The 20,005-nt window shown below is 70.7% G+C and carries 17 protein-coding genes; 6 read left to right on the plus strand and 11 right to left on the minus strand.

Annotation, left to right across the window (positions count from 1 at the left end):
* The first annotated feature begins 76 nt into the window (after positions 1 to 76).
* A complete protein-coding gene (locus tag ACZ5VQ_RS43635; protein WP_469109859.1) occupies positions 77 to 1,267 on the plus strand; it encodes a THUMP-like domain-containing protein in 1,191 nt (396 codons plus the stop codon).
* Between the two features lie 39 nt (positions 1,268 to 1,306).
* Here the strand turns inward: ACZ5VQ_RS43635 and ACZ5VQ_RS43640 are convergent, their stop codons facing one another.
* From ACZ5VQ_RS43640 to ACZ5VQ_RS43650, 3 genes are read right to left on the minus strand one after another with little or no spacing between them, the layout of a single operon-like run.
* Complete coding sequence (locus ACZ5VQ_RS43640) at positions 1,307 to 2,485, minus strand: dipeptidase (protein ID WP_469109860.1); 1,179 nt, start codon at positions 2,483 to 2,485, stop codon at positions 1,307 to 1,309.
* A gap of 5 nt (positions 2,486 to 2,490) precedes the next feature.
* Positions 2,491 to 3,045 carry a 5-(carboxyamino)imidazole ribonucleotide mutase gene (gene purE, locus ACZ5VQ_RS43645; protein WP_469109861.1) on the minus strand — a complete coding sequence of 185 codons (555 nt, stop codon included), beginning with the start codon at positions 3,043 to 3,045 and terminating at the stop codon, positions 2,491 to 2,493.
* Positions 3,042 to 4,265 (minus strand): 5-(carboxyamino)imidazole ribonucleotide synthase, encoded by a 1,224-nt coding sequence (locus ACZ5VQ_RS43650; protein ID WP_469109862.1) that lies wholly within the window; start codon positions 4,263 to 4,265, stop codon positions 3,042 to 3,044. The genes purE and ACZ5VQ_RS43650 overlap by 4 nt, the downstream gene beginning before the upstream one ends.
* Positions 4,266 to 4,407: 142 nt before the next feature.
* Here ACZ5VQ_RS43650 and ACZ5VQ_RS43655 point away from each other — a divergent pair, with 142 nt between their 5' ends.
* Positions 4,408 to 5,004, plus strand: coding sequence for a GtrA family protein (locus ACZ5VQ_RS43655; RefSeq protein WP_469109901.1), 597 nt, complete (start codon positions 4,408 to 4,410; stop codon positions 5,002 to 5,004).
* A 115-nt stretch (positions 5,005 to 5,119) separates the two neighbouring features.
* Here ACZ5VQ_RS43655 and ACZ5VQ_RS43660 read toward each other — a convergent pair whose 3' ends face one another.
* On the minus strand, positions 5,120 to 6,391 hold the full coding sequence (locus ACZ5VQ_RS43660) for an ATP-binding protein (protein ID WP_469109863.1): 1,272 nt from the start codon (positions 6,389 to 6,391) through the stop codon (positions 5,120 to 5,122).
* Positions 6,392 to 6,544: 153 nt separating this feature from the next.
* Positions 6,545 to 7,222 carry a response regulator transcription factor gene (locus tag ACZ5VQ_RS43665; protein ID WP_055614806.1) on the minus strand — a complete coding sequence of 226 codons (678 nt, stop codon included), beginning with the start codon at positions 7,220 to 7,222 and terminating at the stop codon, positions 6,545 to 6,547.
* A gap of 503 nt (positions 7,223 to 7,725) precedes the next feature.
* Here ACZ5VQ_RS43665 and ACZ5VQ_RS43670 point away from each other — a divergent pair.
* Positions 7,726 to 9,222 (plus strand): oligopeptide:H+ symporter, encoded by a 1,497-nt coding sequence (locus ACZ5VQ_RS43670; RefSeq protein WP_469109864.1) that lies wholly within the window; start codon positions 7,726 to 7,728, stop codon positions 9,220 to 9,222.
* 154 nt (positions 9,223 to 9,376) lie between these two features.
* Here the strand turns inward: ACZ5VQ_RS43670 and ACZ5VQ_RS43675 are convergent, their stop codons facing one another.
* The 6 genes from ACZ5VQ_RS43675 to ACZ5VQ_RS43700 form a co-directional block, all read right to left on the minus strand.
* Positions 9,377 to 10,660 carry a hypothetical protein gene (locus ACZ5VQ_RS43675; RefSeq protein WP_469109902.1) on the minus strand — a complete coding sequence of 428 codons (1,284 nt, stop codon included), beginning with the start codon at positions 10,658 to 10,660 and terminating at the stop codon, positions 9,377 to 9,379.
* A 77-nt stretch (positions 10,661 to 10,737) separates the two neighbouring features.
* Positions 10,738 to 11,856, minus strand: coding sequence for a neocarzinostatin apoprotein domain-containing protein (locus ACZ5VQ_RS43680; RefSeq protein WP_469109903.1), 1,119 nt, complete (start codon positions 11,854 to 11,856; stop codon positions 10,738 to 10,740).
* 62 nt (positions 11,857 to 11,918) lie between these two features.
* Positions 11,919 to 12,836: a COG1470 family protein gene (locus ACZ5VQ_RS43685; RefSeq protein WP_469109865.1), complete on the minus strand. Its 918-nt coding sequence runs from the start codon at positions 12,834 to 12,836 to the stop codon at positions 11,919 to 11,921.
* 146 nt (positions 12,837 to 12,982) lie between these two features.
* Positions 12,983 to 13,660 carry an LPXTG cell wall anchor domain-containing protein gene (locus ACZ5VQ_RS43690; RefSeq protein ID WP_469109904.1) on the minus strand — a complete coding sequence of 226 codons (678 nt, stop codon included), beginning with the start codon at positions 13,658 to 13,660 and terminating at the stop codon, positions 12,983 to 12,985.
* A 362-nt stretch (positions 13,661 to 14,022) separates the two neighbouring features.
* Positions 14,023 to 14,526, minus strand: a complete 504-nt coding sequence (locus ACZ5VQ_RS43695) for an ATP-binding protein (RefSeq protein WP_143639095.1) — start codon at positions 14,524 to 14,526, stop codon at positions 14,023 to 14,025.
* Positions 14,527 to 14,806: 280 nt separating this feature from the next.
* Positions 14,807 to 15,226 (minus strand): STAS domain-containing protein, encoded by a 420-nt coding sequence (locus tag ACZ5VQ_RS43700; RefSeq protein WP_362072010.1) that lies wholly within the window; start codon positions 15,224 to 15,226, stop codon positions 14,807 to 14,809.
* A 249-nt stretch (positions 15,227 to 15,475) separates the two neighbouring features.
* Here ACZ5VQ_RS43700 and ACZ5VQ_RS43705 point away from each other — a divergent pair, with 249 nt between their 5' ends.
* From ACZ5VQ_RS43705 to ACZ5VQ_RS43715, 3 genes are all read left to right on the plus strand, one after another.
* Positions 15,476 to 16,375, plus strand: coding sequence for an RNA polymerase sigma factor SigF (locus tag ACZ5VQ_RS43705; protein WP_055614815.1), 900 nt, complete (start codon positions 15,476 to 15,478; stop codon positions 16,373 to 16,375).
* A 371-nt stretch (positions 16,376 to 16,746) separates the two neighbouring features.
* Positions 16,747 to 18,336, plus strand: coding sequence for a ricin-type beta-trefoil lectin domain protein (locus ACZ5VQ_RS43710; protein WP_469109866.1), 1,590 nt, complete (start codon positions 16,747 to 16,749; stop codon positions 18,334 to 18,336).
* Positions 18,337 to 18,567: 231 nt separating this feature from the next.
* Positions 18,568 to 19,989, plus strand: a complete 1,422-nt coding sequence (locus ACZ5VQ_RS43715) for a DUF418 domain-containing protein (RefSeq protein ID WP_469109867.1) — start codon at positions 18,568 to 18,570, stop codon at positions 19,987 to 19,989.
* Positions 19,990 to 20,005 lie beyond the last annotated feature (16 nt).

Genomic DNA, 20,005 nt, shown 5'->3' on the forward strand with positions numbered 1-20,005 from the left:
ACAGGTCACACCCCTCACAGGCCCTCGACACATCCGGCGACCGCGTCCCGTCCACCGACTGGCCCACAATGGGGCGGTGAACGACCTCGATCCGCTCTCCTCATTCGCTGCCCTGCTCACCGACCAGGGACGTGCCCTTCTCGAAGAGGTGCGGGACACCGAACCCGCTCAGGAGCTGGCCGTCGCGACCCGGCTGCGGCGGGAGTACCCCGTCGGGCTCGTGTCGGCGGCGCTCGGGCAGGCGCGGTTGCGGCAGCGGGCCGTGGTGAAGTTCGGCGCGGCGGACGCGGGGCGGATGTACTTCACGCCGAACGGGGTGGAGCAGTCGACCCGGGCGAGTGTCGCCGCGTACCGGGCCCGGCGTTTCCAGGAGCTCGACGTGCGGTCCGTGGCGGACCTGTGCTGCGGGATCGGCGGGGACGCGATCGCACTCGCCCGGGCCGGGATCCGGGTGCTCGCCGTCGACCGGGACCCGCTGACGGCGGCCGTCGCGCGGGCGAACGCCGACGCGCTCGGGCTCGACGAGCTGATCGAGGTGCGCGAGGCGGATGTCACGGAGGTCGCGACGGACGCGTACGACGCCGTGTTCGTGGATCCGGCGCGGCGGGGCGGGCGCGGGCGCGTCTTCGATCCCGAGGCCTATTCGCCGCCGCTCTCGTGGGCCGTGCGAACCGCCCTCGAAGCGCCTCTCGCCGCGCTGAAGATCGCACCCGGGATTCCGCACGAGACCGTCCCCGCCGAGGCGGGTGCCGAGTGGATCTCGGACTCCGGGGACGTGAAGGAGGCCGTGCTGTGGTTCGGCACGGGAGAAGCGGGGTCCGTGCGCGCGACCCTGCTGCCCGGGCCTCGGACCCTCGTAGGCCGGGGGCTGCCCGACCCTCAGGTACGGCCCCTGGGGCGGTACCTGTACGAGCCCGACGGGGCCGTCGTCCGGGCGCATCTGGTCGCGGAGGTCGCCGAGGAGCTGGACGGCGGCGGGCTGATCGACGAGACCATCGCCTACATCACCGCGGACTCGCTGAAGGCCACGCCCTACGCCACCGCTTATGAGATCACCGACCAACTTCCCTTCGGCGTGAAGAAGTTGAAGGCGTTGCTGCGGGAGCGCGGGGTCGGTGTCCTCACCGTCAAGAAGCGAGGATCGGCCGTCGAGCCGGAGGAGTTGCGGCGCAGGGTGAAGCCGCAGGGGCCGAACTCGGCGACCGTGTTCCTGACCCGGGTGGAGGGCGCCCCGACCATGCTGCTGGGGCACCCCGCACCCGCGTGACCGCCGCGCCCGGCCCTGTCTGGCCGTACCTAGCCGTACCTAGCCGTCCAGTTGCTCCAGGGTCGCGTTCGACGGGCCCCTGCGGGACTGCTCCTCGCGGGCCACGTCCTCCGCGGCGCCCAGCACCCGTACCGCGTTCTGCCAGGTCAGCTTGGCGAGGTCGGTGGAGGACCAGCCGCGGTCCAGGAGTTCCGCGATGAGGTTCGGGTAACCGGAGACGTCGTCGAGGCCGTCGGGCGTGAACGCCGTGCCGTCGTAGTCGCCGCCGATGCCGATGTGGTCGACGCCCGCCACCTCGCGCATGTGGTCGAGGTGGTCGGCGACCGTCGGAACGGTCGCGACGGGGCGGGGGTTGGACTCCTCGAAGAGGCGGTGGACCTTCATCGCCTCGGCGGTCGTGTCGAGGTGGTGGAAGCCCTGCTCGCGCATGTTCTCGTCGGCGGCGGCCGTCCAGTCGACGGCCGCCTGGAGGACGAACTTCGGCACGAACGTCACCATCGCCACACCGCCGTTGGCGGGCAGGCGCTCCAGCACGTCGTCCGGGATGTTGCGCGGGTGGTCGCAGATCGCGCGCGAGGACGAGTGGGAGAAGATCACCGGCGCGACGGACGTGTCCAGCGCGTCCCGCATGGTCGTGGCGGCCACGTGGGAGAGGTCCACGAGCATGCCCAGGCGGTTCATCTCCCGTACGACCTCGTGGCCGAAGGGCGACAGGCCGCCGACGGACGGCTTGTCCGTCGCCGAGTCCGCCCACGCGATGTTGTCGTTGTGGGTGAGGGTCATGTAGCGGACCCCCAGCTCGTACAGCCCGCGCAGGGTGGCCAGCGAGTTGTCGATCGAGTGGCCGCCCTCGGCGCCCACCAGCGAGGCGATACGGCCCTCGCCGCGGGCCGTCTCCATGTCGGCGGCCGTCAGCGCGGCACGCAGGTCGGCCGGGTAGCGCGCGATCAACTGCCGTACGCAGTCGACCTGTTCGAGCGTCGCCGTGACCGCGCCGGGCAGATCGGAGCGTACGTACACCGACCAGAACTGCGCGCCGACGCCGCCCGCGCGCAGCCGGGCCAGGTCCGTGTGCAGATGGGCGCTCTGGTCGGCGGCGATGTCGCGGGCGCCGATGTCGTAGCGGACCTGCTCGCGCAGCGCCCAGGGGAGGTCGTTGTGCCCGTCGACGACGGGGAAGTCGGCGAGCAGGGCGCGGGCGCGGTCCAGGGACGACATGCGCGTCACTTCCCGAAGCCGAAGCCGTTGCCGGCGCCGGCCTCGACCTTGGAGCGCAGGCGCTTGCCCTTCTCCGTGGCCTGGTCGTTGAGTTCCTGCTGGAACTCGCGCATCCGGCCGAGGAGTTCGGCGTCCTGGGTGGCGAGGATGCGGGCGGCCAGCAGGCCCGCGTTGCGCGCGCCGCCGACCGAGACCGTGGCGACCGGGACGCCCGCGGGCATCTGGACGATCGAGAGCAGCGAGTCCATGCCGTCGAGGTACTTCAGCGGGACCGGGACGCCGATCACCGGCAGCGGGCTCACCGAGGCGAGCATGCCCGGCAGATGGGCCGCTCCGCCCGCACCCGCGATGATCACCTTGAGGCCGCGCCCGTCCGCCTCCTCGCCGTACGCGATCATCTCGCGCGGCATCCGGTGCGCGGAGACCACGTCGACCTCGTACGCGATCTCGAACTCGTCGAGGGCCTGCGCGGCCGCTTCCATGACGGGCCAGTCGGAGTCCGAGCCCATGACGATGCCGACTACGGGCGACTCGGGGGACGCATCTGCGGACGTGCTCATTCGGTGATCGTGCCTCTCAGGTAGGCGGCTGCGTGACGGGCGCGGTCCAGGACGTCGTCCAGGTCGTCGCCGTAGGTGTTGACGTGGCCCACCTTGCGGCCGGGCTTCACGTCCTTGCCGTACATGTGGATCTTGAGCTGGGGGTCGCGGGCCATGCAGTGCAGGTACGCGGAGTACATATCGGGGTAGTCGCCACCCAGGACGTTCACCATGACCGTCCACTTCGCGCGCGGGCGCGGATCGCCCAGCGGCAGGTCCAGGACCGCGCGGACGTGGTTGGCGAACTGGGAGGTGATCGCGCCGTCCTGGGTCCAGTGGCCGGAGTTGTGCGGGCGCATGGCCAGCTCGTTCACGAGGATGTCGTTTTTCCCGTCGGGTCCACGGGTCTCGAAGAGCTCCACGGCGAGATGGCCGACGACGCCGAGTTCCTTCGCGATGCGCAGGGCCAGCTCCTCGGCCCGCAGCGCGAGCTCGTCGGAGATGCCGGGCGCGGGCGCGATCACCGTGTCGCAGACCCCGCCGACCTGCTGGGACTCGACGACGGGGTAGGCCACGGCCTGGCCGTGCGGCGACCGAACGACGTTGGCCGCCAGCTCCCGTACGAAGTCGACCTTCTCCTCGGCGAGGACCGGGACTCCGGCGCGGAAGGGGTCCTCGGCGTCCGCCGCGGACCGCACGACCCACACGCCCTTGCCGTCGTAGCCGCCGCGGACGGTCTTGAGGACGACCGGGAAGCCGTCGCCCTCGGCCCCCTCGGGGAGCCCTTCCGCCGCGAAGGCCACCACGTCCTGTGGATCGCTCACGATCCGGTGCCGCGGGCACGGCACGCCGATCTCGTCGAGCTTCGCTCGCATCACGCCCTTGTCCTGGGCGTGCACGAGCGCGTCGGGCCCGGGGCGCACGGGAATGCCGTCCGCCTCCAGGGCACGCAGATGCTCGGTGGGTACGTGTTCGTGATCGAAAGTGATCACGTCGCAGCCCCGCGCGAAGGCCCGCAGCGTGTCGAGGTCGCGGTAGTCGCCGATGACGACATCGCTGACCACCTGCGCCGCGGAATCCTGGGGGGTGTCACTGAGGAGCTTGAACCTGATGCCGAGCGGGATGCCCGCCTCGTGTGTCATACGAGCGAGCTGGCCCCCGCCGACCATGCCGACTACCGGGAACGTCACGCCCCCAGGGTATCGGCCATATCGGGGCACCTCTGTCGCGCGCATGATCATCGGAAGTTCCGCATGTTCATCACATCCCGGCCACATATTCGAGTCCAAGCCAGGCACCGAAGGGAACCGCTGGTTAGCATGGCGGAGTCGACGAAGGTTGACGAAATTGACGTATCCGACGAGACGGGGGCTGGGCGACACCATGGGCAAAGGTGGTAAACGCAGGGCACATGCCAGGCCGCCCAGCGCTGTCCGCATGCGGATCGACCGGCTGACCAGGGAAGTCGCCAAGTTCGGCGCGGTCGGCGGAGCCGGTCTGCTGGTCAACCTGATCGCCTTCAACCTGGTGCGCAGTACCACGGATCTTCAGGTCGTACGGGCCAGTGTGATCGCCACGGTCGTCGCGATCGTCTCGAACTACATCGGTTTCCGGTACTTCACGTACCGCGATCGCGACAAGAGCGGCCGCACCAAGGAGCTGACGCTGTTCGTGCTGTTCAGCACGGTCGGCCTCGTCATCGAGAACGGCTTCCTCTACGCCGCCACGTACGGGCTCGGGCTGGACAGCCCCCTCGCCAGCAACGTCTTCAAGTTCGTCGGCATCGGTATCGCGACGCTCTTCCGCTTCTGGTCCTACCGCACCTGGGTTTTCCGGGCGGCTCCGGCGCGTGAGGCCGTGGCCAGCGCGGAATCGTTCCTGGAGAACCCGGAGCCCTACCTCCAGCAGGACCGCCAGGCCTACCTGGAGGACGAGGACCGCCCGACCCGCCAGTTCCGCCAGGTCCAGCGCGTGCGCTAGGGGCTTTGAGGGGCGCCCGCGCCCCGCTCTTAGGGGCGCGGGAAACTGCGCGACAAGCCACAACGCGCCCGCAGCTCCCCACGGCGCTTCCCGCACAACGACGAGTCGCCGCGCGCTAGCGAACCGTCTCCTCCTCGCCGTCCTGCGGCCGTTTGAGCGGCGTACGCGACAGGAACAGCCCGAACACCGGAGGCTGCGCCTGGAGCATCTCCAGGCGCCCACCGTCGGCCTCCGCGAGGTCACGGGCCACGGCGAGCCCGATCCCCGTGGAGTTCCGGCCGCTGATGGCCCGCTCGAAGATCCGGGCGCCCAGATCGGCCGGGACACCGGGCCCCTCGTCGGTGACTTCGATCACAGCCTGGTTGCCGGTGACGCGCGTGCGCAGCGCGACCGTGCCGCCACCGTGCATCAGGGAGTTCTCGATCAGCGCGGCGAGTACCTGGGCCACGGCTCCGGGCGTCCCGACGGCCTGGAGATGGTGTTTGCCGGAGCTGACGATCGCGCGGCCCGCGTTGCGGTAGGCCGGGCGCCACTCCGCGAGCTGCTGCTTGATGACCTCGTCGAGGTCGAAGGTGACGGCGGAGCCGGTGCGCGGGTCCCTGGAGTTCGTCAGGAGCCGTTCGACCACGTCCGTGAGGCGCTCGACCTGGCCCAGCGCGATGGTCGCCTCCTCCTTCACGATGTCCGGGTCGTCGGTGAGGGTGATCTCCTCCAGCCGCATCGACAGCGCGGTCAGCGGCGTACGCAGCTGGTGCGAGGCGTCGGCCGCAAGGCGCCGCTCGGCGGTCAGCATGCGGGCGATGCGCTCGGCGGAGCCGTCCAGGACGTCCGCGACCCGGTCCAGCTCCGGGACGCCGTAGCGCTTGTGGCGCGGCCGCGGATCCCCTGAGCCGAGCCGCTCGGCGGTCTCCGCGAGGTCGGTCAGCGGGGAGGCGAGCCGGTTGGCCTGGCGCACCGCGAGAAGCACGGCGGCGACCACCGCGAGCAGGGCGACCGCCGCGATGATCAGGAGCGTACGGCCGACCTCCCGGGTGACCGCGGAACTGGGCTCCTGGACCGTGACCGTCTCGCGCTGTTCTCCCTTGCGGGTGGACTTGATGACGTCACCGGTGGGCTTGTCACCGATGTGGATGTCGGGGCGGCCCGGGATCTCGATGCGCGCGTACCGGTCGCCCGTGACCTGGTCCTTGAGGACACCCGCGCTGATCAGCTCGTCACCGAGGATGCGGCTGTCGACGATGCTCACCAGCCGCACCGCCTCGGAGTCCACCCGCTCCTGGGCGCTGTTGCTGATCGTGCGGGTCTCGACGATGACGAGCGAGACCCCGAACACGGCGATCACGACCAGCACGACGGCCAGAGTGGAGTTGATGAGACGGCGACGCACGGGCCCCTCCGGGCAACTGATCAATCAGGGCTGGGGCCACACCCCGCACGGGGCGCGGGACCGTCACACTCTGCGGCTCCTCCCCCACTCTCGGCTTCGCTCGACCGGGGGGACCCCCCATCGTGGGCACGACCAGCCGCCCGGCAACAGCGGCTAGCTCTTCTCGAAGCGGAAACCCACTCCACGTACCGTCGCGATGTACCGCGGATTCGCCGCGTCATCGCCCAGCTTCTTCCGCAACCACGAGATGTGCATGTCCAGCGTCTTCGTGGACGACCACCACGTGGTGTCCCACACCTCACGCATGAGCTGGTCACGCGTGACGACCCGCCCGGCGTCCCGGACGAGAACCCGCAGCAGGTCGAACTCCTTGGCCGTGAGCTGGAGCTCCTCCTCGCCCATCCAGGCCCGGTGCGACTCGACGTCGATACGCACCCCGTGCGTGGCGGGCGGCTGCTGGGGCTCGGCCGCGCCGCGCCGCAGCAGGGCCCGGACACGGGCCAGCAGCTCGGCGAGGCGGAACGGCTTGGTGACGTAGTCGTCGGCGCCGGCGTCCAGGCCGACGACCGTGTCCACCTCGTCGGCGCGCGCGGTCAGGATGAGGATCGGCACGGTGTGCCCCTCGGCGCGCAGCCGCCGGGCCACCTCCAGGCCGTCCATGCCGGGCAGCCCGAGGTCGAGCACACACAGATCGATGCCGCCCTGGATGCCGGCGTCGAGCGCGGTGGGGCCGTCCTCGCGTACCTCGACCTCGTACCCCTCCCGGCGCAGGGCGCGGGCCAGGGGTTCCGAGATGGACGCGTCGTCCTCGGCGAGCAGTACTCGGGTCATGAACTGATGGTAGTCCGCTGCGGACCAGTGCAGACAGGGTGATCGACACCCGTGATTCGCCCGCACCGCGCGGACGATGGAACCCTGTGGGTTAGGGATGTAAATCTATGAACGGCCTTCGATTCAGGCGCATAGTTCCATCCATACCTGTGATCCATCTCTCAAGTCATGTCATATGCGGCAATGCCATGCCGTGGGGCCTTATGGTGACCAGACGCCTGTAGCACCACGCAGGGACCTTTGGCGGGAGCTTGACGCCGAAGGTCTCTTTTGTGTGCGGGCTGGTGTCTACCAGCCTTGAAAGGAATGACCTGTGGCCGGGCCCCGAGCGCGAGGACGCGTGCGGGGCGTGGATCCCGGTGGTCGCCGTCCACCGCTCCGACGATCCGGAGCGGACTCTCCCCGTGGGCGTGGGGCGGGACGGCCCTCCCCGCCGGTGCCGGCCGCCTCCCCCACCGGGCGCGCGACGCTCTGCAGCGCGTCCCGACCAGCAAGGAACGACCATGGCGTCCAGCCTGACGAAGGACTCGGTCTCTCCGGGCACCCCCGGTTCCGAGAAGACCTTCTTCGGCCACCCCCGCGGACTGGCCACTCTCTTCATGACCGAGATGTGGGAGCGTTTCTCCTACTACGGCATGAGGGCACTCCTCCCGCTGTACCTGGTCGCACCCGGCGGCCTGCACCTGAGCGCGACCGCCGCGACGGCGATCTACTCGGTGTACCTGTCGCTCGTGTACCTGCTCGCCCTCCCCGGCGGCTGGTTCGCGGACCGTGTGCTCGGCCCCCGCAGGACCGTCGCCGTCGCAGGCCTGGTCATCATGCTCGGCCACCTGACGCTGGCGCTGCCCTCGTCCGGCACCTTCTACGCCGGCCTCGGCCTCGTCGCGATCGGCTCGGGTCTGCTGAAGGCCAACATCTCGACGATGGTCGGCCACCTCTACGACGGCCCGGACGACCCGCGCCGTGACGGCGGCTTCACCGTCTTCTACATCGGCATCAACCTCGGCGCGTTCGCCGCGCCGCTGGTCATCGGCACCATCGGCGAGAACGTCAACTGGCACCTGGGCTTCGCGCTCGCCGCGCTCGGCATGGCGCTGGGTCTGGTCCAGTTCCTGATCGGCCGCCGCCACCTCGACACGCGCTCCGACGTCGTTCCGACGCCGCTGTCCGCCGCGGAGAAGGCCTCGACGCTGCGCAAGGGTCTGCTGTGGCTGGCCGTCGCCGCGGTCTTCTACTCCGTCGTCGGTTTCTCCGGCCACTACACGCTGAACTGGATCCTGGTTCCGCTGACGGTCCTCGGCCTGGTCATCCCGGTCTGGGTCATCGCCCGTATCAAGCGGGACAAGTCCCTGGACCGTGTCGAGCAGTCGAAGATGTCCGCGTACATCTGGTTCTTCATCGCCGCGGCCGTCTTCTGGATGATCTACGACCAGGGCGGCTCCACGCTGTCGATCTTCGCCGAGTCGTCGGCCGAGAACAGCGTGTTCGGCTGGGACTTCCCGGTCTCCTGGTACCAGTCGGTGAACCCCGTGCTGATCATGGCCCTCGCCCCGGTCTTCGCCTGGGCCTGGCTGGCGCTGAACCGCGCCGGCCGGGAGCCGAGCACGATCGTGAAGTTCTCCTCGGGTCTGGTCCTGGTCGGCGCGTCGTTCTTCCTCTTCCTGGCTCCCCTGTCGATCGCCGAGGGCGGTCACAAGGCCGCCGCGATGTGGCTGGTCGCCATCTACTTCGTCCAGACCGTCGGCGAGCTGACGATCTCCCCGGTCGGTCTCTCCGTCACCACGAAGATGGCCCCCGCGAAGTACGCCTCCCAGATGATGGGTGTCTGGTTCCTCGCCGTCACCGCCGGCGACGCCACGACGGGCCTGCTCTCCATCGCGGGCGTCGACCTCAACGGCATGGGCGTGGTCGCGCTGGAGGCCACCCTCGCCGTCATCGCGGGCGTCGCGGTCTACATGTACCGCAACAAGGTCAAGTCCCTGATGGGGGACGTCCGATGATGGGTTCTTAGGGGCGCGGGGAACTGCGCAATCTTTCAGGGGCGCGGGGAACTCCGCAGTCTTCAGGGGCGCGGGGAACTGCGCAGTCTTCAGGGGCGCGGGGAACTGCGCGACCGGCCACAACGGGCCCGCAGTTCCCCGCGACGCTCAACCCCTACGGCGTCCGACGCGAAGCGTGTCCATGCCGCCGAGGCATGAACGTGAACACGGCCCCACCGAGCAGAATCGCGGTCCCGGCGACAAACCCGAGCGCCCGCAACCCCCCACTGTCATCGGCCCCGGTGTCCGCCAGCCCTCCGCCGGAGTCACCGGACCCACCGGCTCCCGACGTCCCGGCTCCCCCGGCGGAGCCGCCCGCGGCGCCACCCGGCTGCGCCGACGTGTCAAGCGTCAACGACACCTCGGACTTCTCCGGCGTACACGTCGTGGTCGTCCCGAGCGCCTTCACCGTGAGCACACCCGGCGAGAGCGTCGACTCACCATCGGCGCCCGGCTTGTACGTGCCGGTCATGTCGGAGATCACCATCGGATCCCCGGACTTGATCGCCTCGGGGTTCGTCGGCCCCTCGACATGGACCGTGCCCTTGTCGGCACCGCCGAGCACGACCTCCATCGACGGCTTGACCGAGTCCGCCGGGATGTCGGCGGGGCTGTCCATCACGGATCCCTTGAACTGGACGGTGAGGGCATAACTCCCGCCGTCCTTCTTGGCGTTGATCTGCACGGGAGAGGTCGCGTTCTTGTCGCCGATCGGCGTCTTGCACGCGTAGGGGATCTTGACCTCCTTGCCGGTGAAGTCGGTCTCACCGCCGCCACCGGTGGTACCGCCCGTGTCGCTGCCCCCGGTCTCGCTCTCGGTCGGGGTCGGCTCGCCGCTCGTCGGCGGCGGGCTGGTGGGATCAGGGGGATCCGTGGGATCGGGAGGCGGAGTCCCCTCCCCCGCCGTGACCTTGATCGTCGCCGCGGGCTTCACCGTCTCCGTCGGCGTGCACTTCGTGTCCGTCGACATGACGTTGATGGCGTACGCGTCCGGCGTCAGCGTCACCTCACCCGCCGTCGTCAGTTTCAGTTTGCCCTTCATGTCGGACAGGACCATCGCCCCGCCCTTGGGGATCGCCGGGTTCTCGCGCGGCCCCTGCATCGCGATGGACGCGGCCTGCGCGCCGGCCGCCTTGAGGGTGCCGGACGGCTGGACCGAGTTCGCGGGCAGGTCGATGAGGTCGGGGTTCTTCGACGCGGCCTGCGTGAACTTCCAGACCACCTCGACCTCGTCACCGACCTTCGCCGTGGCCGGCGCGGTGATCTCCACCTTGGTGGTGCCCTTGACCGTCGGCAGCCCGGAGACCGGAGGCGGTACGCAGTCGGTCGCGTAGGACACCTCGGCGGCCTGGGCCGGCGCCGCGGCCACGCCCAGCAGGACTCCCGCACCGCCGAGCATCATCGCGACCCCGGCCGCGCCCGCTCTCCGGCTGCCTCTGGGCCGTTTCGGCCCCGGCCGGACTCTCCGTTGCGTGCTCACGTGTTTCCCTTCCTGGTGGGGGTCGTCGGACTGTTCTCGTGCGGTGCGGAGAGCGGATCGGCCTCGGCCGCCCCCGGATCGGTGTCCGGGGTGAACCAGGGCAGGGTCGGGTTCGTACGGGATCGCGCACGCGTCGTGGTGTCGGCCTCGGACTCATCCGGTGAGGCCGACGGGAGACTCAACTTCGGCATCCGCAGGGTGACTTCGGGCAGCCGGAGACCGCCGCGCCGCACACCGTGCGCACCGCGGCCGGGACGCCCCGGTCGCGCGAAGCGCCCTGTGCGCCCGCCGCCGCGTCCTGCGGATCCGCGCGGCCGCATCCGGTCGACCACGGCCATCCCGATCCGGAACAGCGCGGCCGGTACGACGACGCAGACCAGGATCCAGAAGAGCGTCACGCCCCACGGGCGCCCCACGCCCCACGGCTGTTCGGCGAGCACCTTGCCGCCGAACTTGAGCGAGACCGTGTAGTCGCCGTGCGCGCCGGCGGTCAGCTCGACCGGCAGGGTGATCCGTTCCTTCTCGCCGGGTTTGATGGTGCCGCGCCACTGCTGTTCCTCCCACTGCGGGGCGAACACGCCGTGGGAGGTGCCGACCTGGAACACGGGGTTCTTGACGGCGTTGGTGCCGACGTTGCCGACGGTGAAGACGAGCTTGCGGGACGGCGGCGCGCCGAACCAGGCGAGCAGGCCGCTCGACCCGTCGAGCCGGGTGTCGGTGAGCACCGAGAGCCGTCCGCCGCTGTCCTGCTTGGGCAGCGGCTCGACATCGTGACCGGCGACCAGGAACGGGGCGTCCGCCTCCGCCTTCTCCCCGGTGACCGTCGCCACGTGCACCACGCAGGGGCACGGCTTGGGCGGCTCGGCGACCGGCAGTTTCTTGCTGAAGGCGCCCTTCGCGTCGGTCGTGACGGCCCGGCCGTCCGCGTTGGCACAGGAGTTGGTCCCGCCGATCACACCCCGGTCGGTCGAGGACTGCCCGCAGATCAGCATCATCAGCAGCGCGTTCGGCCGCCACCCCGTACCGCTGACGGTGATCGAACCGCCCGTTCCCGCCTGGGACTTGGACAGCTTGACCACCGGTTTCTCCGCCGCCGAGGCGGTCGCCCCCGCCATGGGGAACAGAACGAGCGCGAGCACCACGACAACCGCCGGAATCCGCACCCCTGTTTTCGCGCTCACGTCACCGCTCCCGTCAACTCGACTTCCGTACGCGGCTGTCCGGCGTCCGGTGTCTCCCGCGGCCGCCTACGACGTCGTACGAACCAGTGGCCGCCGGCCGCACACACCGCGAGCCCGGCCGCCGTGCCCGCCACCGATCCCCACGGCACGAACCGGGCCGACGCGCCCGCCTCGTCGTGAGCCCCGCCCGCCGCGGTGACCGTGACCTCGACGTCGACGGAGTCGATCGCGGGCGGGTCGGGCCAGGGTTCGGTGAGCGCGACGCGGCGCCCGGGGAGCAGTTCGACGGGCAGGGTGCGCGGGGCCCGGTCCAGCACCTCACCGAAGAGCCCCTCGGCACGTACGGCGAGTTTCGGCGTCAGCACGGTGGTGCCGCGGTTGACCAGTTCGTACGAGATGCGCCCGCCGGTGACCCGCACGTGCTCGACGGTGAGCGCGGAGAGGGTCGGGCCCGCGACCCGCAGATGGACGCGTACGGCCGCGGTCCGGCCCGCGGCGCTCGCGACGATCGCGCCGGGGTGGTCGCCGGGCGTGGCGCCCGCCGGGACGCTCACGGTGAACGGAACGTCCGCGCGGGTACGGGCCGGGATCCGCACCGTCCGCTCGGCGAAGGTGATCCAGGCACCGGTGTCCGTCGCCCTGGTCCGCACGGAGAATCCGCCGCTCCTCGTGTTGTCGGCGTCCGCACCCCGGAGCCGTACGGTGAGCGGCCTGCCGCCCGGATTGAGCACCGACACCGTGTCCTGCAGGACCGTGCCGGGTGCGCCCTCCGCGTAGAAGTACGGCCGTGAGTCCCGCCCGCCCGCCGACGGCACGACGGACCAGCCGCCGTCGGCCGCGGCGGTGGGGGCGACGGCCAGAAGTACGACGGCGGCGAGACAGAGCACACGGGCGGCGGGCGGTACGAACGGCATCGGCGGCTCCGAAACCAGAGGGGGCGGCGCGCAGCGCCTCGTTGAGGGGCGGTGGTCGGGCGACGGGTGGGCGGGTCGTGCGAGACGTGCAGGTCGTGCAAACCGTGCGGTTCGCACGGGCCGCGCACTTGTACGAGACGTGCGGGTCAGCGGTGGGCCTGGTTCCTCCGGGTCAGCCACAGCACTCCCGCCGCACCCGCCAGCAGCACCGTGCCGCCGAGCGTGCCGAGGGCGATCGCGGAGTCCTCGGGGCCGGTCTGCGGGAGTTCCTCGCCGCCCGCGGGGGCGTCCTGCGAGGAGCCCGTGGTTCCGCCGCCGGCCGCCGTGACGTCCAGGGTCAGCGAGACCTTCGGGCTGTTGGAGGGCGTGCACGTGGTCGTCGTACCGAGGGCCTTGATGGTCAGCACACCCGGCGTGAAGGTGACCTTGCCGGTCTTCTTCGGGGTGTACGTACCCGTGAGGTCGGTGATCTTGATCGGGGTGTTGGCGGGCACGGTCTCGGGGTTGGCGGGTCCCTTGACCGCCAGCGTGCCGGTCTCGGCGCCGCCCAGTTTGATGACGGCGCTCGGGTTCATCGCGCCCTTGCCCAGGTCGACGGGGCTGGACGAGACGCCCTTCTCGAAGGTCATCGTGATCTGGTAGCCGCTGCCGCTCTTGACGCCCTTGATGTCGATGGGCGAGACGGCGGACTTGTCACCGATGGGTGTCTTGCACTGGTAGTTGACGTCCACCACGTCGGCCCGGGCAGCGGGGGCGGCCATCAGCACCGCCGAGCCGGCCAGAGCCGCGGCGGACGCGAGCGCGGCGGTTCGTTTCGGGTACATCCGGTATGACACGGTCCCCTCATTCCTGAAGGCTTTCCTGATGGCGTTCCTGACGGCACATCAGATCGGCCGTCAAGGTACGCCCGGGGCCTTGCCGAGGGAAGACAAAGTGCGCGCCCGATCCGTGGGGATCCGGCGCGCATCAAGTGAGGGAAGGGGAAGAACCCGAACCGCGGGTAACCCCCAGAGGGGCCAGGAGGTTGGCCCTACGCAGGTCCGGCAATGTCTGGCTGCGGCTCGACCGCGCCCCAAAGGGGCGCGGGGCGGTGACATGTGCGGCTCCGCCGCAGGGCGCGCCCAGCCACAACGCATCGCAGGCAAGAAACCGCAGGCCACGCCAATCAGCCAAACCAAGCCGAGCGCTAAGCCGGCGCCCCGAGCTCCGCCCAGACCGTCTTGCCCGCAACCCCGTTCGTACGGATCACACCCCAGTCCAGACACAGCCGCTGCACGATGAACATGCCGTGACCACCGGGCCGGCCGGCCCGGTGCGGGGTGCGCGGAGCGGGCTGACCCGTCCCCCGGTCGGAGACCTCGACGCGGAGCACCTTGTTCTCGCACGCGATCGAGAGCTCGTCCGGACCCTCGGCGTGCAGGCAGGCGTTCGTGACCAGCTCGGAGACGACCAGCAGGACATCCTCGGCCGCGGCCCGTTGGTCGGCGGTGGCCGCGGGCAGCCAGCCCCACTCGTACAACGCCTGACGGGCGAAGTCGCGGGCGAGCGGGACGACTCCGCTCGCGCCGTCGAAGTTCAGCCGACGGGCCCGACGCACGACAGGCGTGCCGCCCGGAGGCGTCCCGGAAGCGCCGCCGTCGCCCGGTTCCGGGCCGCGGTCGCCCGGCGGGTAAGGCCGGGTGGTGCTCATCAGCGCTTCACCTCACCGATTCACCAGTTCACGATTCAAGACTCAGCACTCAGCACATTCAGGACATTCGGAAAGCTCAGGGACACTCGGGATCCGGGAGTCGTCCGGGGACTGCCGCGCGCTTGCCGTTCGGTCTGTTGACATATTCAGGATGTCTCCTGCCCGACCGAACCGTCAGAACACCCACTTATTCGGCATGGATGCTGTGACTCTGGTAACGCGCTGATCACACGGACACAACCGAGGCATAACTTTGCCTCAGAGGAGTGCCGCGCGGCGACTACTCGCCCCGGTCGGGCTCGGGTTTTCCCGCCTCGGACCCGTCGGACCCGGGATCGCTCAGAGCCTCTTCGAGCGTGTCGTGGAGGGTGAAGACGGCTTCCGCCCCGGTGATCTCGAAGACCCGGGACACCACCGGCAGCATGCCCGCCAGATGGACCCCGCCGCCCGCGGCCTCGGCCTTCAGCCGGGCACCGAGCAGCACGTTCAGCCCCGTGGAGTCGCAGAACTCCAGCCGCGAGCAGTCCACGACGAGGCGCGCGAACCCGCGGTCGAGGCATTCCTCGATGGGTTCACGCAGTAGATCCGCCGTATGGTGATCCAACTCACCGGCCGGGGTCACGACGGCGCTAGCGCCCTCTTCCCGCACCTCGACCAGAAGCCGGCCCGACTGTGCGCTGCCGACCGTCCCGCGGTCCATGCCGTGTCTCTCTTCCGACCGTCGTGGCTGTTGATACGCCCTCGAACCCTACGCCTTCCCTGCACCCTTCAACACCCGAACAACCGCCAAGAAACGGACATTTCTCCATGAAACACACTTGCGAGAGAGTCGCGAAAGCGGGTAGGGCTAGTAGAGACAGTTTTCGACACGGCCGGCTTTGGAGGCGCCGCACACCGCAGTGCACGTATTGGCATCGGCAGCCATATGCCGAGAACGATGGAGGACATCATGTCACCCCGGCTCGACGCATCGCAGACCCAGAGGGCGACGTCGACACCCCCTCTGGAACGACTGGAAGACGAGTCCGCCGACGAGAACGTCGGCCTCGCCGGACTTCCGGAGATCCCGCCTTTCGACGAGGTCGGGCCAGTGGACGCACGGGCCCTGTCCAAGACCCTCTTCGAGCGGCTGGAGTCGCTGGAAGAAGGCACCCACGAGTACTCGTACGTACGCAACACCCTGGTGGAACTCAATCTCGCCCTGGTGAAGTTCGCCGCCTCCCGGTTCCGCTCCCGCAGTGAGCCGATGGAGGACATCATCCAGGTCGGCACGATCGGCCTGATCAAGGCGATCGACCGGTTCGAGCTCAGCCGTGGCGTCGAGTTCCCGACCTTCGCGATGCCGACCATCGTCGGCGAGATCAAGCGCTTCTTCCGCGACACCTCATGGTCCGTGCGGGTACCGCGCCGACTGCAGGAACTCCGCCTCGACCTGGCCAAGGCGGGCGACGAACTCGCGCAGCAACTGGACCGCGCTCCGACAGTGGGAGAGCTGGCGGAACGTCTGGGCCTGTCGAACGACGAGGTCGTCGAGGGCATGGCCGCGTCGAACGCCTATACGGCAAGCTCGCTCGACGCCCAGCCCGAGGAGGACGACTCCGAGGGCGCGCTGGCGGACCGGATCGGCTACGAGGACCACGGGCTCGAAGGCATCGAGTACGTCGAGTCGTTGAAGCCGCTGATCGCCGAACTCCCGCCGCGCGACCGGCAGATCCTTTCCCTGCGGTTCGTCGCCAACATGACCCAGTCCGAGATCGGTGACGAACTCGGCATCTCGCAGATGCACGTCTCGCGGCTGCTCTCGCGGACGCTGGTGCGGCTGCGGAGGGGACTGACCGTCGAGGAGTGACGGTCGCCGTCGCCACCACCACCGCACGACCGCGCAGGGTGCGTGGTCGTACCGGCGCACGAGGCGCGTAGGTGTGCGCTCGGGGCCGGGCCGGATGATCCGGCCCGGCCCCGAGTGCGTTGCCCTCGGGTCACACGGGTTCGCGCCCGCGGATCACGCGCCTCCCGCCCGCGGCTCACGCGGGTTCCGGCACGCGGATCTCGCCGCTTCACGCCCTCGGAGCGCCCGGGTCCGTGCCCCCGCATCCCCCGAGTTACCCACGGGAACCCCTTTCTTCACTGTTCACCTTCCATCACTATGGTCACCCACCAAACTGGCTGGTATGTCAGTTGTCCGGCGGGGGTGGCACGGGGGTGCAGGGAGGCACGTGGATGGTTCGGGGCGAGGGGCAGGGAACCGGCGATGACGCCGGGAACGGGGGCGCGGGCGAGGGCGGCGTGCACGCGGGTGCGGCCGACGCGCGGCTCACCGAGCTGCTGCGCGCGGACACCAAGACCGCGTACGCGGCACTGCGCGAACTGCGCGTGCGCCACCGGCCGGCGGTCCTCGCGTACGCCCGCCTGTGCACCACCGTCGACTCCGCGGCGCGGCAGCTGACGGACCGGGCGTTCGCCCTGGCGGCCCAGGAGACCGCGCGCGGCTCCGACCCGGGCGGTCCCTGGCGGCACCAACTCCTGCTGCTGGCGGGGCGGGTGGCCGTCACATGGGCCGGGGACGAACGGGCCGGCCGGCTCGACCCAGGGCTGCTCGCGAGGCTGCGCACGGCCGGTCCCGAGGGCCCGACGCCACCGCTGCTCGACGCCTTCCGGTCGCTCCCCTCCCGGGTCCAGGGCCTCGCCTGGTACGGGATCGTGGAGCAGGAGCCCGAGGAGAACACGGCGGGCCTCCTGGGACTCACTCGCGAGGACGTGACGTACGGAACGGAGCCCGCGCTCCAGGCACTGCGCGCATCCTTCCTGAAGAGCCATCTCGCCGCCTCCGGCGATCCGCGCTGCCAGGACTTCCGCCGGCTGATCGAGGAGTCGGTACGCCCCGACAGCCCGCGCCACAGCACGGATCTGCGCGCCCACATGGCCGAGTGCGCGCACTGCGCCACCGCGTACGAGGAGTTGTCCGCGCTGCGGGACGACCCGCACACGGGCCTGGCCGAGGGGCTGTTGCCGTGGGGCGGCACGGCGTACGGCACGGGCGCGGCGGCCCGCTCGCGCGCCACCGCCCGGACGGAGTCGGCCAGTTGGGGGTCCCTGGCGGCCTGGCCGCCCTCCCGTCGCCTCGTGCTGGCCTCCGCGGCACTCGGGGTCGCCCTGGTCCCGCTGCTGCTCTTTCTCGTCCCCTCGGGCGGCTCAGGGCCCGACACGGCGGGAAACGCGGGGAGTCCGGTGCCCCCGCCGGCGGTCACGGTGACGGCCACGGTCCCCACGGCACCGTCCGCGTCCCCCACGGGCAGCGGCAAGTCCCCGTCCCCGACGAAGAGTTCGCACCCGTCGAAGTCGGCCTCCCCGAGCCCGTCCCACCCGACGTCCGGCCCGCCGTCCGCCCCGGCGCCGCCTCCCAACGGCAGTTACGCCCAGGTCGTGAACCGCTCCACCGGCCGCTGTCTGGACATCCTGGACGGCGACATGGAGAAGGGCACGGACGTCATCACGGCACCGTGCTCCTCGTCCGGCACCCAGCGCTGGCGCGTCGACACCGACCGGGGCGCGCTGCAGTCGTACGCGGACCCCGACTTCTGTCTGGACAGCCGCGGCGCGACCGACGACGGCGTGGGCATCTGGGAGTGCGACTCGCTCGGCGGCCGCAACGCCGTGAACCTGCGGTTCGCGGTGACCGCCGACGGCGCGATCCGCCCGGCCGTCGCACCGGACCACGCGCTGACTCCGTACGGCGACGACGGCCTGGACCTGGCCCCGGACACGGAACGGACTGAGCAGTTGTGGCGGGCGGGGGCGGGGCCTGCCTGAGCCTATGGGCGGACACCGGGCCCGGATTCCGGGCCGGGATTCCGGGCCGGGATTCCGGGCCGGGATTCCGGGCCGGGGTGCCTCGCCGGGATTCCTCGCCGGGTTCTGACCGAGGGGGGCGTTCGGCGGCGACTTTGGTCGCGGTCCTCCGGCTCGGTGTCATCCCTTGGTCGGTCGGTGCTGGACCGCCGACCGATATCGACCAGGTCACGGGCTTCCTAGCTTGGGGTCATGACGACCACGAGCGAAGAGACGCCGGTGCGACGCGGGGGCGTGCGGGCCGAGGAGCGGGCGCTCGCACCCGACCTCGCACGCGGGATCATGCTGTTGCTCATCGTTCTGTCCAACACCGCCTTCCACCTCTGGGCGGCCCGGCGCGGGCCCTCGGGCTGGCAGCCCGCGGACGGCTCATGGCTCGACCACGCGGTGCAGTTCACCATGATCATGGTGCTGGACCTGCGGGTCTATCCGCTCTTCGCGTTCCTCTTCGGCTACGGGATGATGCAGCTCTTCCTCCGGCAGACCGCCGCCGGCAACTCCGAGCGGGGTGCCGCCAGGATCCTGCGCAGGCGCAGTCTGTGGCTGATCGTCATCGGGCTCCTGCACTCCACCCTGCTGATGGCGGGCGACATCGTCGGCTACTACGGAGTGCTGAGCCTCGTCCTCGGTCTGGTCTTCCTGCGGCGGAGCGAGCGCGCCCTGAAGCGGTGGATCTGCGTCGGCGCCGTACTGATCGTGTTCTTCGCGGCCCAGCCCGTCGTGTCGGCCCTGCTCCGGGGCGAGTTGGGCACGCTCGGGGACGCGGGCGCGGAGCCCGGCTTCATGGCGTACGCGGCACAGGAGGGGAACTGGCTCACGGCGGCCCAGACCCGGCTGGAGACCGGGCTGTTCGTCACCTTCCTGGCCTCTGCGCTGGCCCTGGTCGGCGGCGGGTACGTCGTCTTCCTGCTCGGCTTCTGGGCGGCCCGCCGCCGCGTCCTGGAGGAGCCGGGACGCCATCGGACCCTGTTGCGCCGCACGGCCGTCATCGGCATCGCTGTCGGCTGGCTCGGCGCCCTGCCCGCCGCGCTCGCCCACGTCGGCGCCCTGGACGTACCGGCCGACGCGCAGAGCGAGGAGGGGGCCCTCACCCTGCTCCGGGACGTCACCGGCAACGCCGCCGGGCTCGGTTACGTCGCAGCCGTCGCGCTCTTCGTGCACTGGTGGAGCAGTCGCGGGGCGCGGGTGGGTGAGGGTGAGGGTGCAGTTGCGGGTGCGGGTGCGGGTGCGGGTGCGGGTGCGGGTGGGGGTGCGGGTGGGGGTGCGGGTGCGGGTCAGGTTGCGAGGGCCGGGGCGGGTACGAGTGTTGGGGTTGGGTTTGGGGCCGGCGCCACGGTCGTCGCCGCGGTGTCGGCGGTCGGCAAGCGGTCCCTGTCCTGCTACCTCGCGCACTCGCTGCTCTTCGCGCCGGCGCTGGCCGCCTGGGGCCTCGGCCTCGGCGAGCACCTGTCCAGCTGGACCATGGCACTCTTCGCGGTCGGCGTCTGGCTGCTGACGGTGGCGGGGGCGTACGCCCTGGAGCGCGCGGGGCGCAGGGGCCCGGCCGAGGCGGTGCTGCGGCGGCTGATGTACGGGGCCAAGGGCAAGGCAGGCCGAGTGGCCAAGGCGGGCTGAGTGACCGGCCCGCCCG

Source organism: Streptomyces sp. NPDC033178 (genome assembly GCF_055577685.1).

Excerpts from the sequence above, each read along its gene's own strand:
- ACZ5VQ_RS43710 (WP_469109866.1), top strand. The coding sequence starts at position 16,747 with ATGGTTCGGGGCGAGGGGCAGGGAACCGGCGATGACGCCGGGAACGGG.
- ACZ5VQ_RS43700 (WP_362072010.1), bottom strand. The coding sequence starts at position 15,226 with ATGGACCGCGGGACGGTCGGCAGCGCACAGTCGGGCCGGCTTCTGGTC.
- ACZ5VQ_RS43665 (WP_055614806.1), bottom strand. The coding sequence starts at position 7,222 with ATGACCCGAGTACTGCTCGCCGAGGACGACGCGTCCATCTCGGAACCC.
- ACZ5VQ_RS43690 (WP_469109904.1), bottom strand. The coding sequence starts at position 13,660 with ATGTACCCGAAACGAACCGCCGCGCTCGCGTCCGCCGCGGCTCTGGCC.
- ACZ5VQ_RS43650 (WP_469109862.1), bottom strand. The coding sequence starts at position 4,265 with ATGATCATGCGCGCGACAGAGGTGCCCCGATATGGCCGATACCCTGGG.
- ACZ5VQ_RS43670 (WP_469109864.1), top strand. The coding sequence starts at position 7,726 with ATGGCGTCCAGCCTGACGAAGGACTCGGTCTCTCCGGGCACCCCCGGT.
- ACZ5VQ_RS43680 (WP_469109903.1), bottom strand. The coding sequence starts at position 11,856 with ATGGCGGGGGCGACCGCCTCGGCGGCGGAGAAACCGGTGGTCAAGCTG.
- ACZ5VQ_RS43715 (WP_469109867.1), top strand. The coding sequence starts at position 18,568 with ATGACGACCACGAGCGAAGAGACGCCGGTGCGACGCGGGGGCGTGCGG.
- ACZ5VQ_RS43685 (WP_469109865.1), bottom strand. The coding sequence starts at position 12,836 with ATGCCGTTCGTACCGCCCGCCGCCCGTGTGCTCTGTCTCGCCGCCGTC.
- purE (WP_469109861.1), bottom strand. The coding sequence starts at position 3,045 with ATGAGCACGTCCGCAGATGCGTCCCCCGAGTCGCCCGTAGTCGGCATC.
- ACZ5VQ_RS43695 (WP_143639095.1), bottom strand. The coding sequence starts at position 14,526 with ATGAGCACCACCCGGCCTTACCCGCCGGGCGACCGCGGCCCGGAACCG.
- ACZ5VQ_RS43655 (WP_469109901.1), top strand. The coding sequence starts at position 4,408 with ATGGGCAAAGGTGGTAAACGCAGGGCACATGCCAGGCCGCCCAGCGCT.
- ACZ5VQ_RS43640 (WP_469109860.1), bottom strand. The coding sequence starts at position 2,485 with ATGTCGTCCCTGGACCGCGCCCGCGCCCTGCTCGCCGACTTCCCCGTC.
- ACZ5VQ_RS43705 (WP_055614815.1), top strand. The coding sequence starts at position 15,476 with ATGTCACCCCGGCTCGACGCATCGCAGACCCAGAGGGCGACGTCGACA.
- ACZ5VQ_RS43675 (WP_469109902.1), bottom strand. The coding sequence starts at position 10,660 with ATGCTCGGCGGTGCGGGAGTCCTGCTGGGCGTGGCCGCGGCGCCGGCC.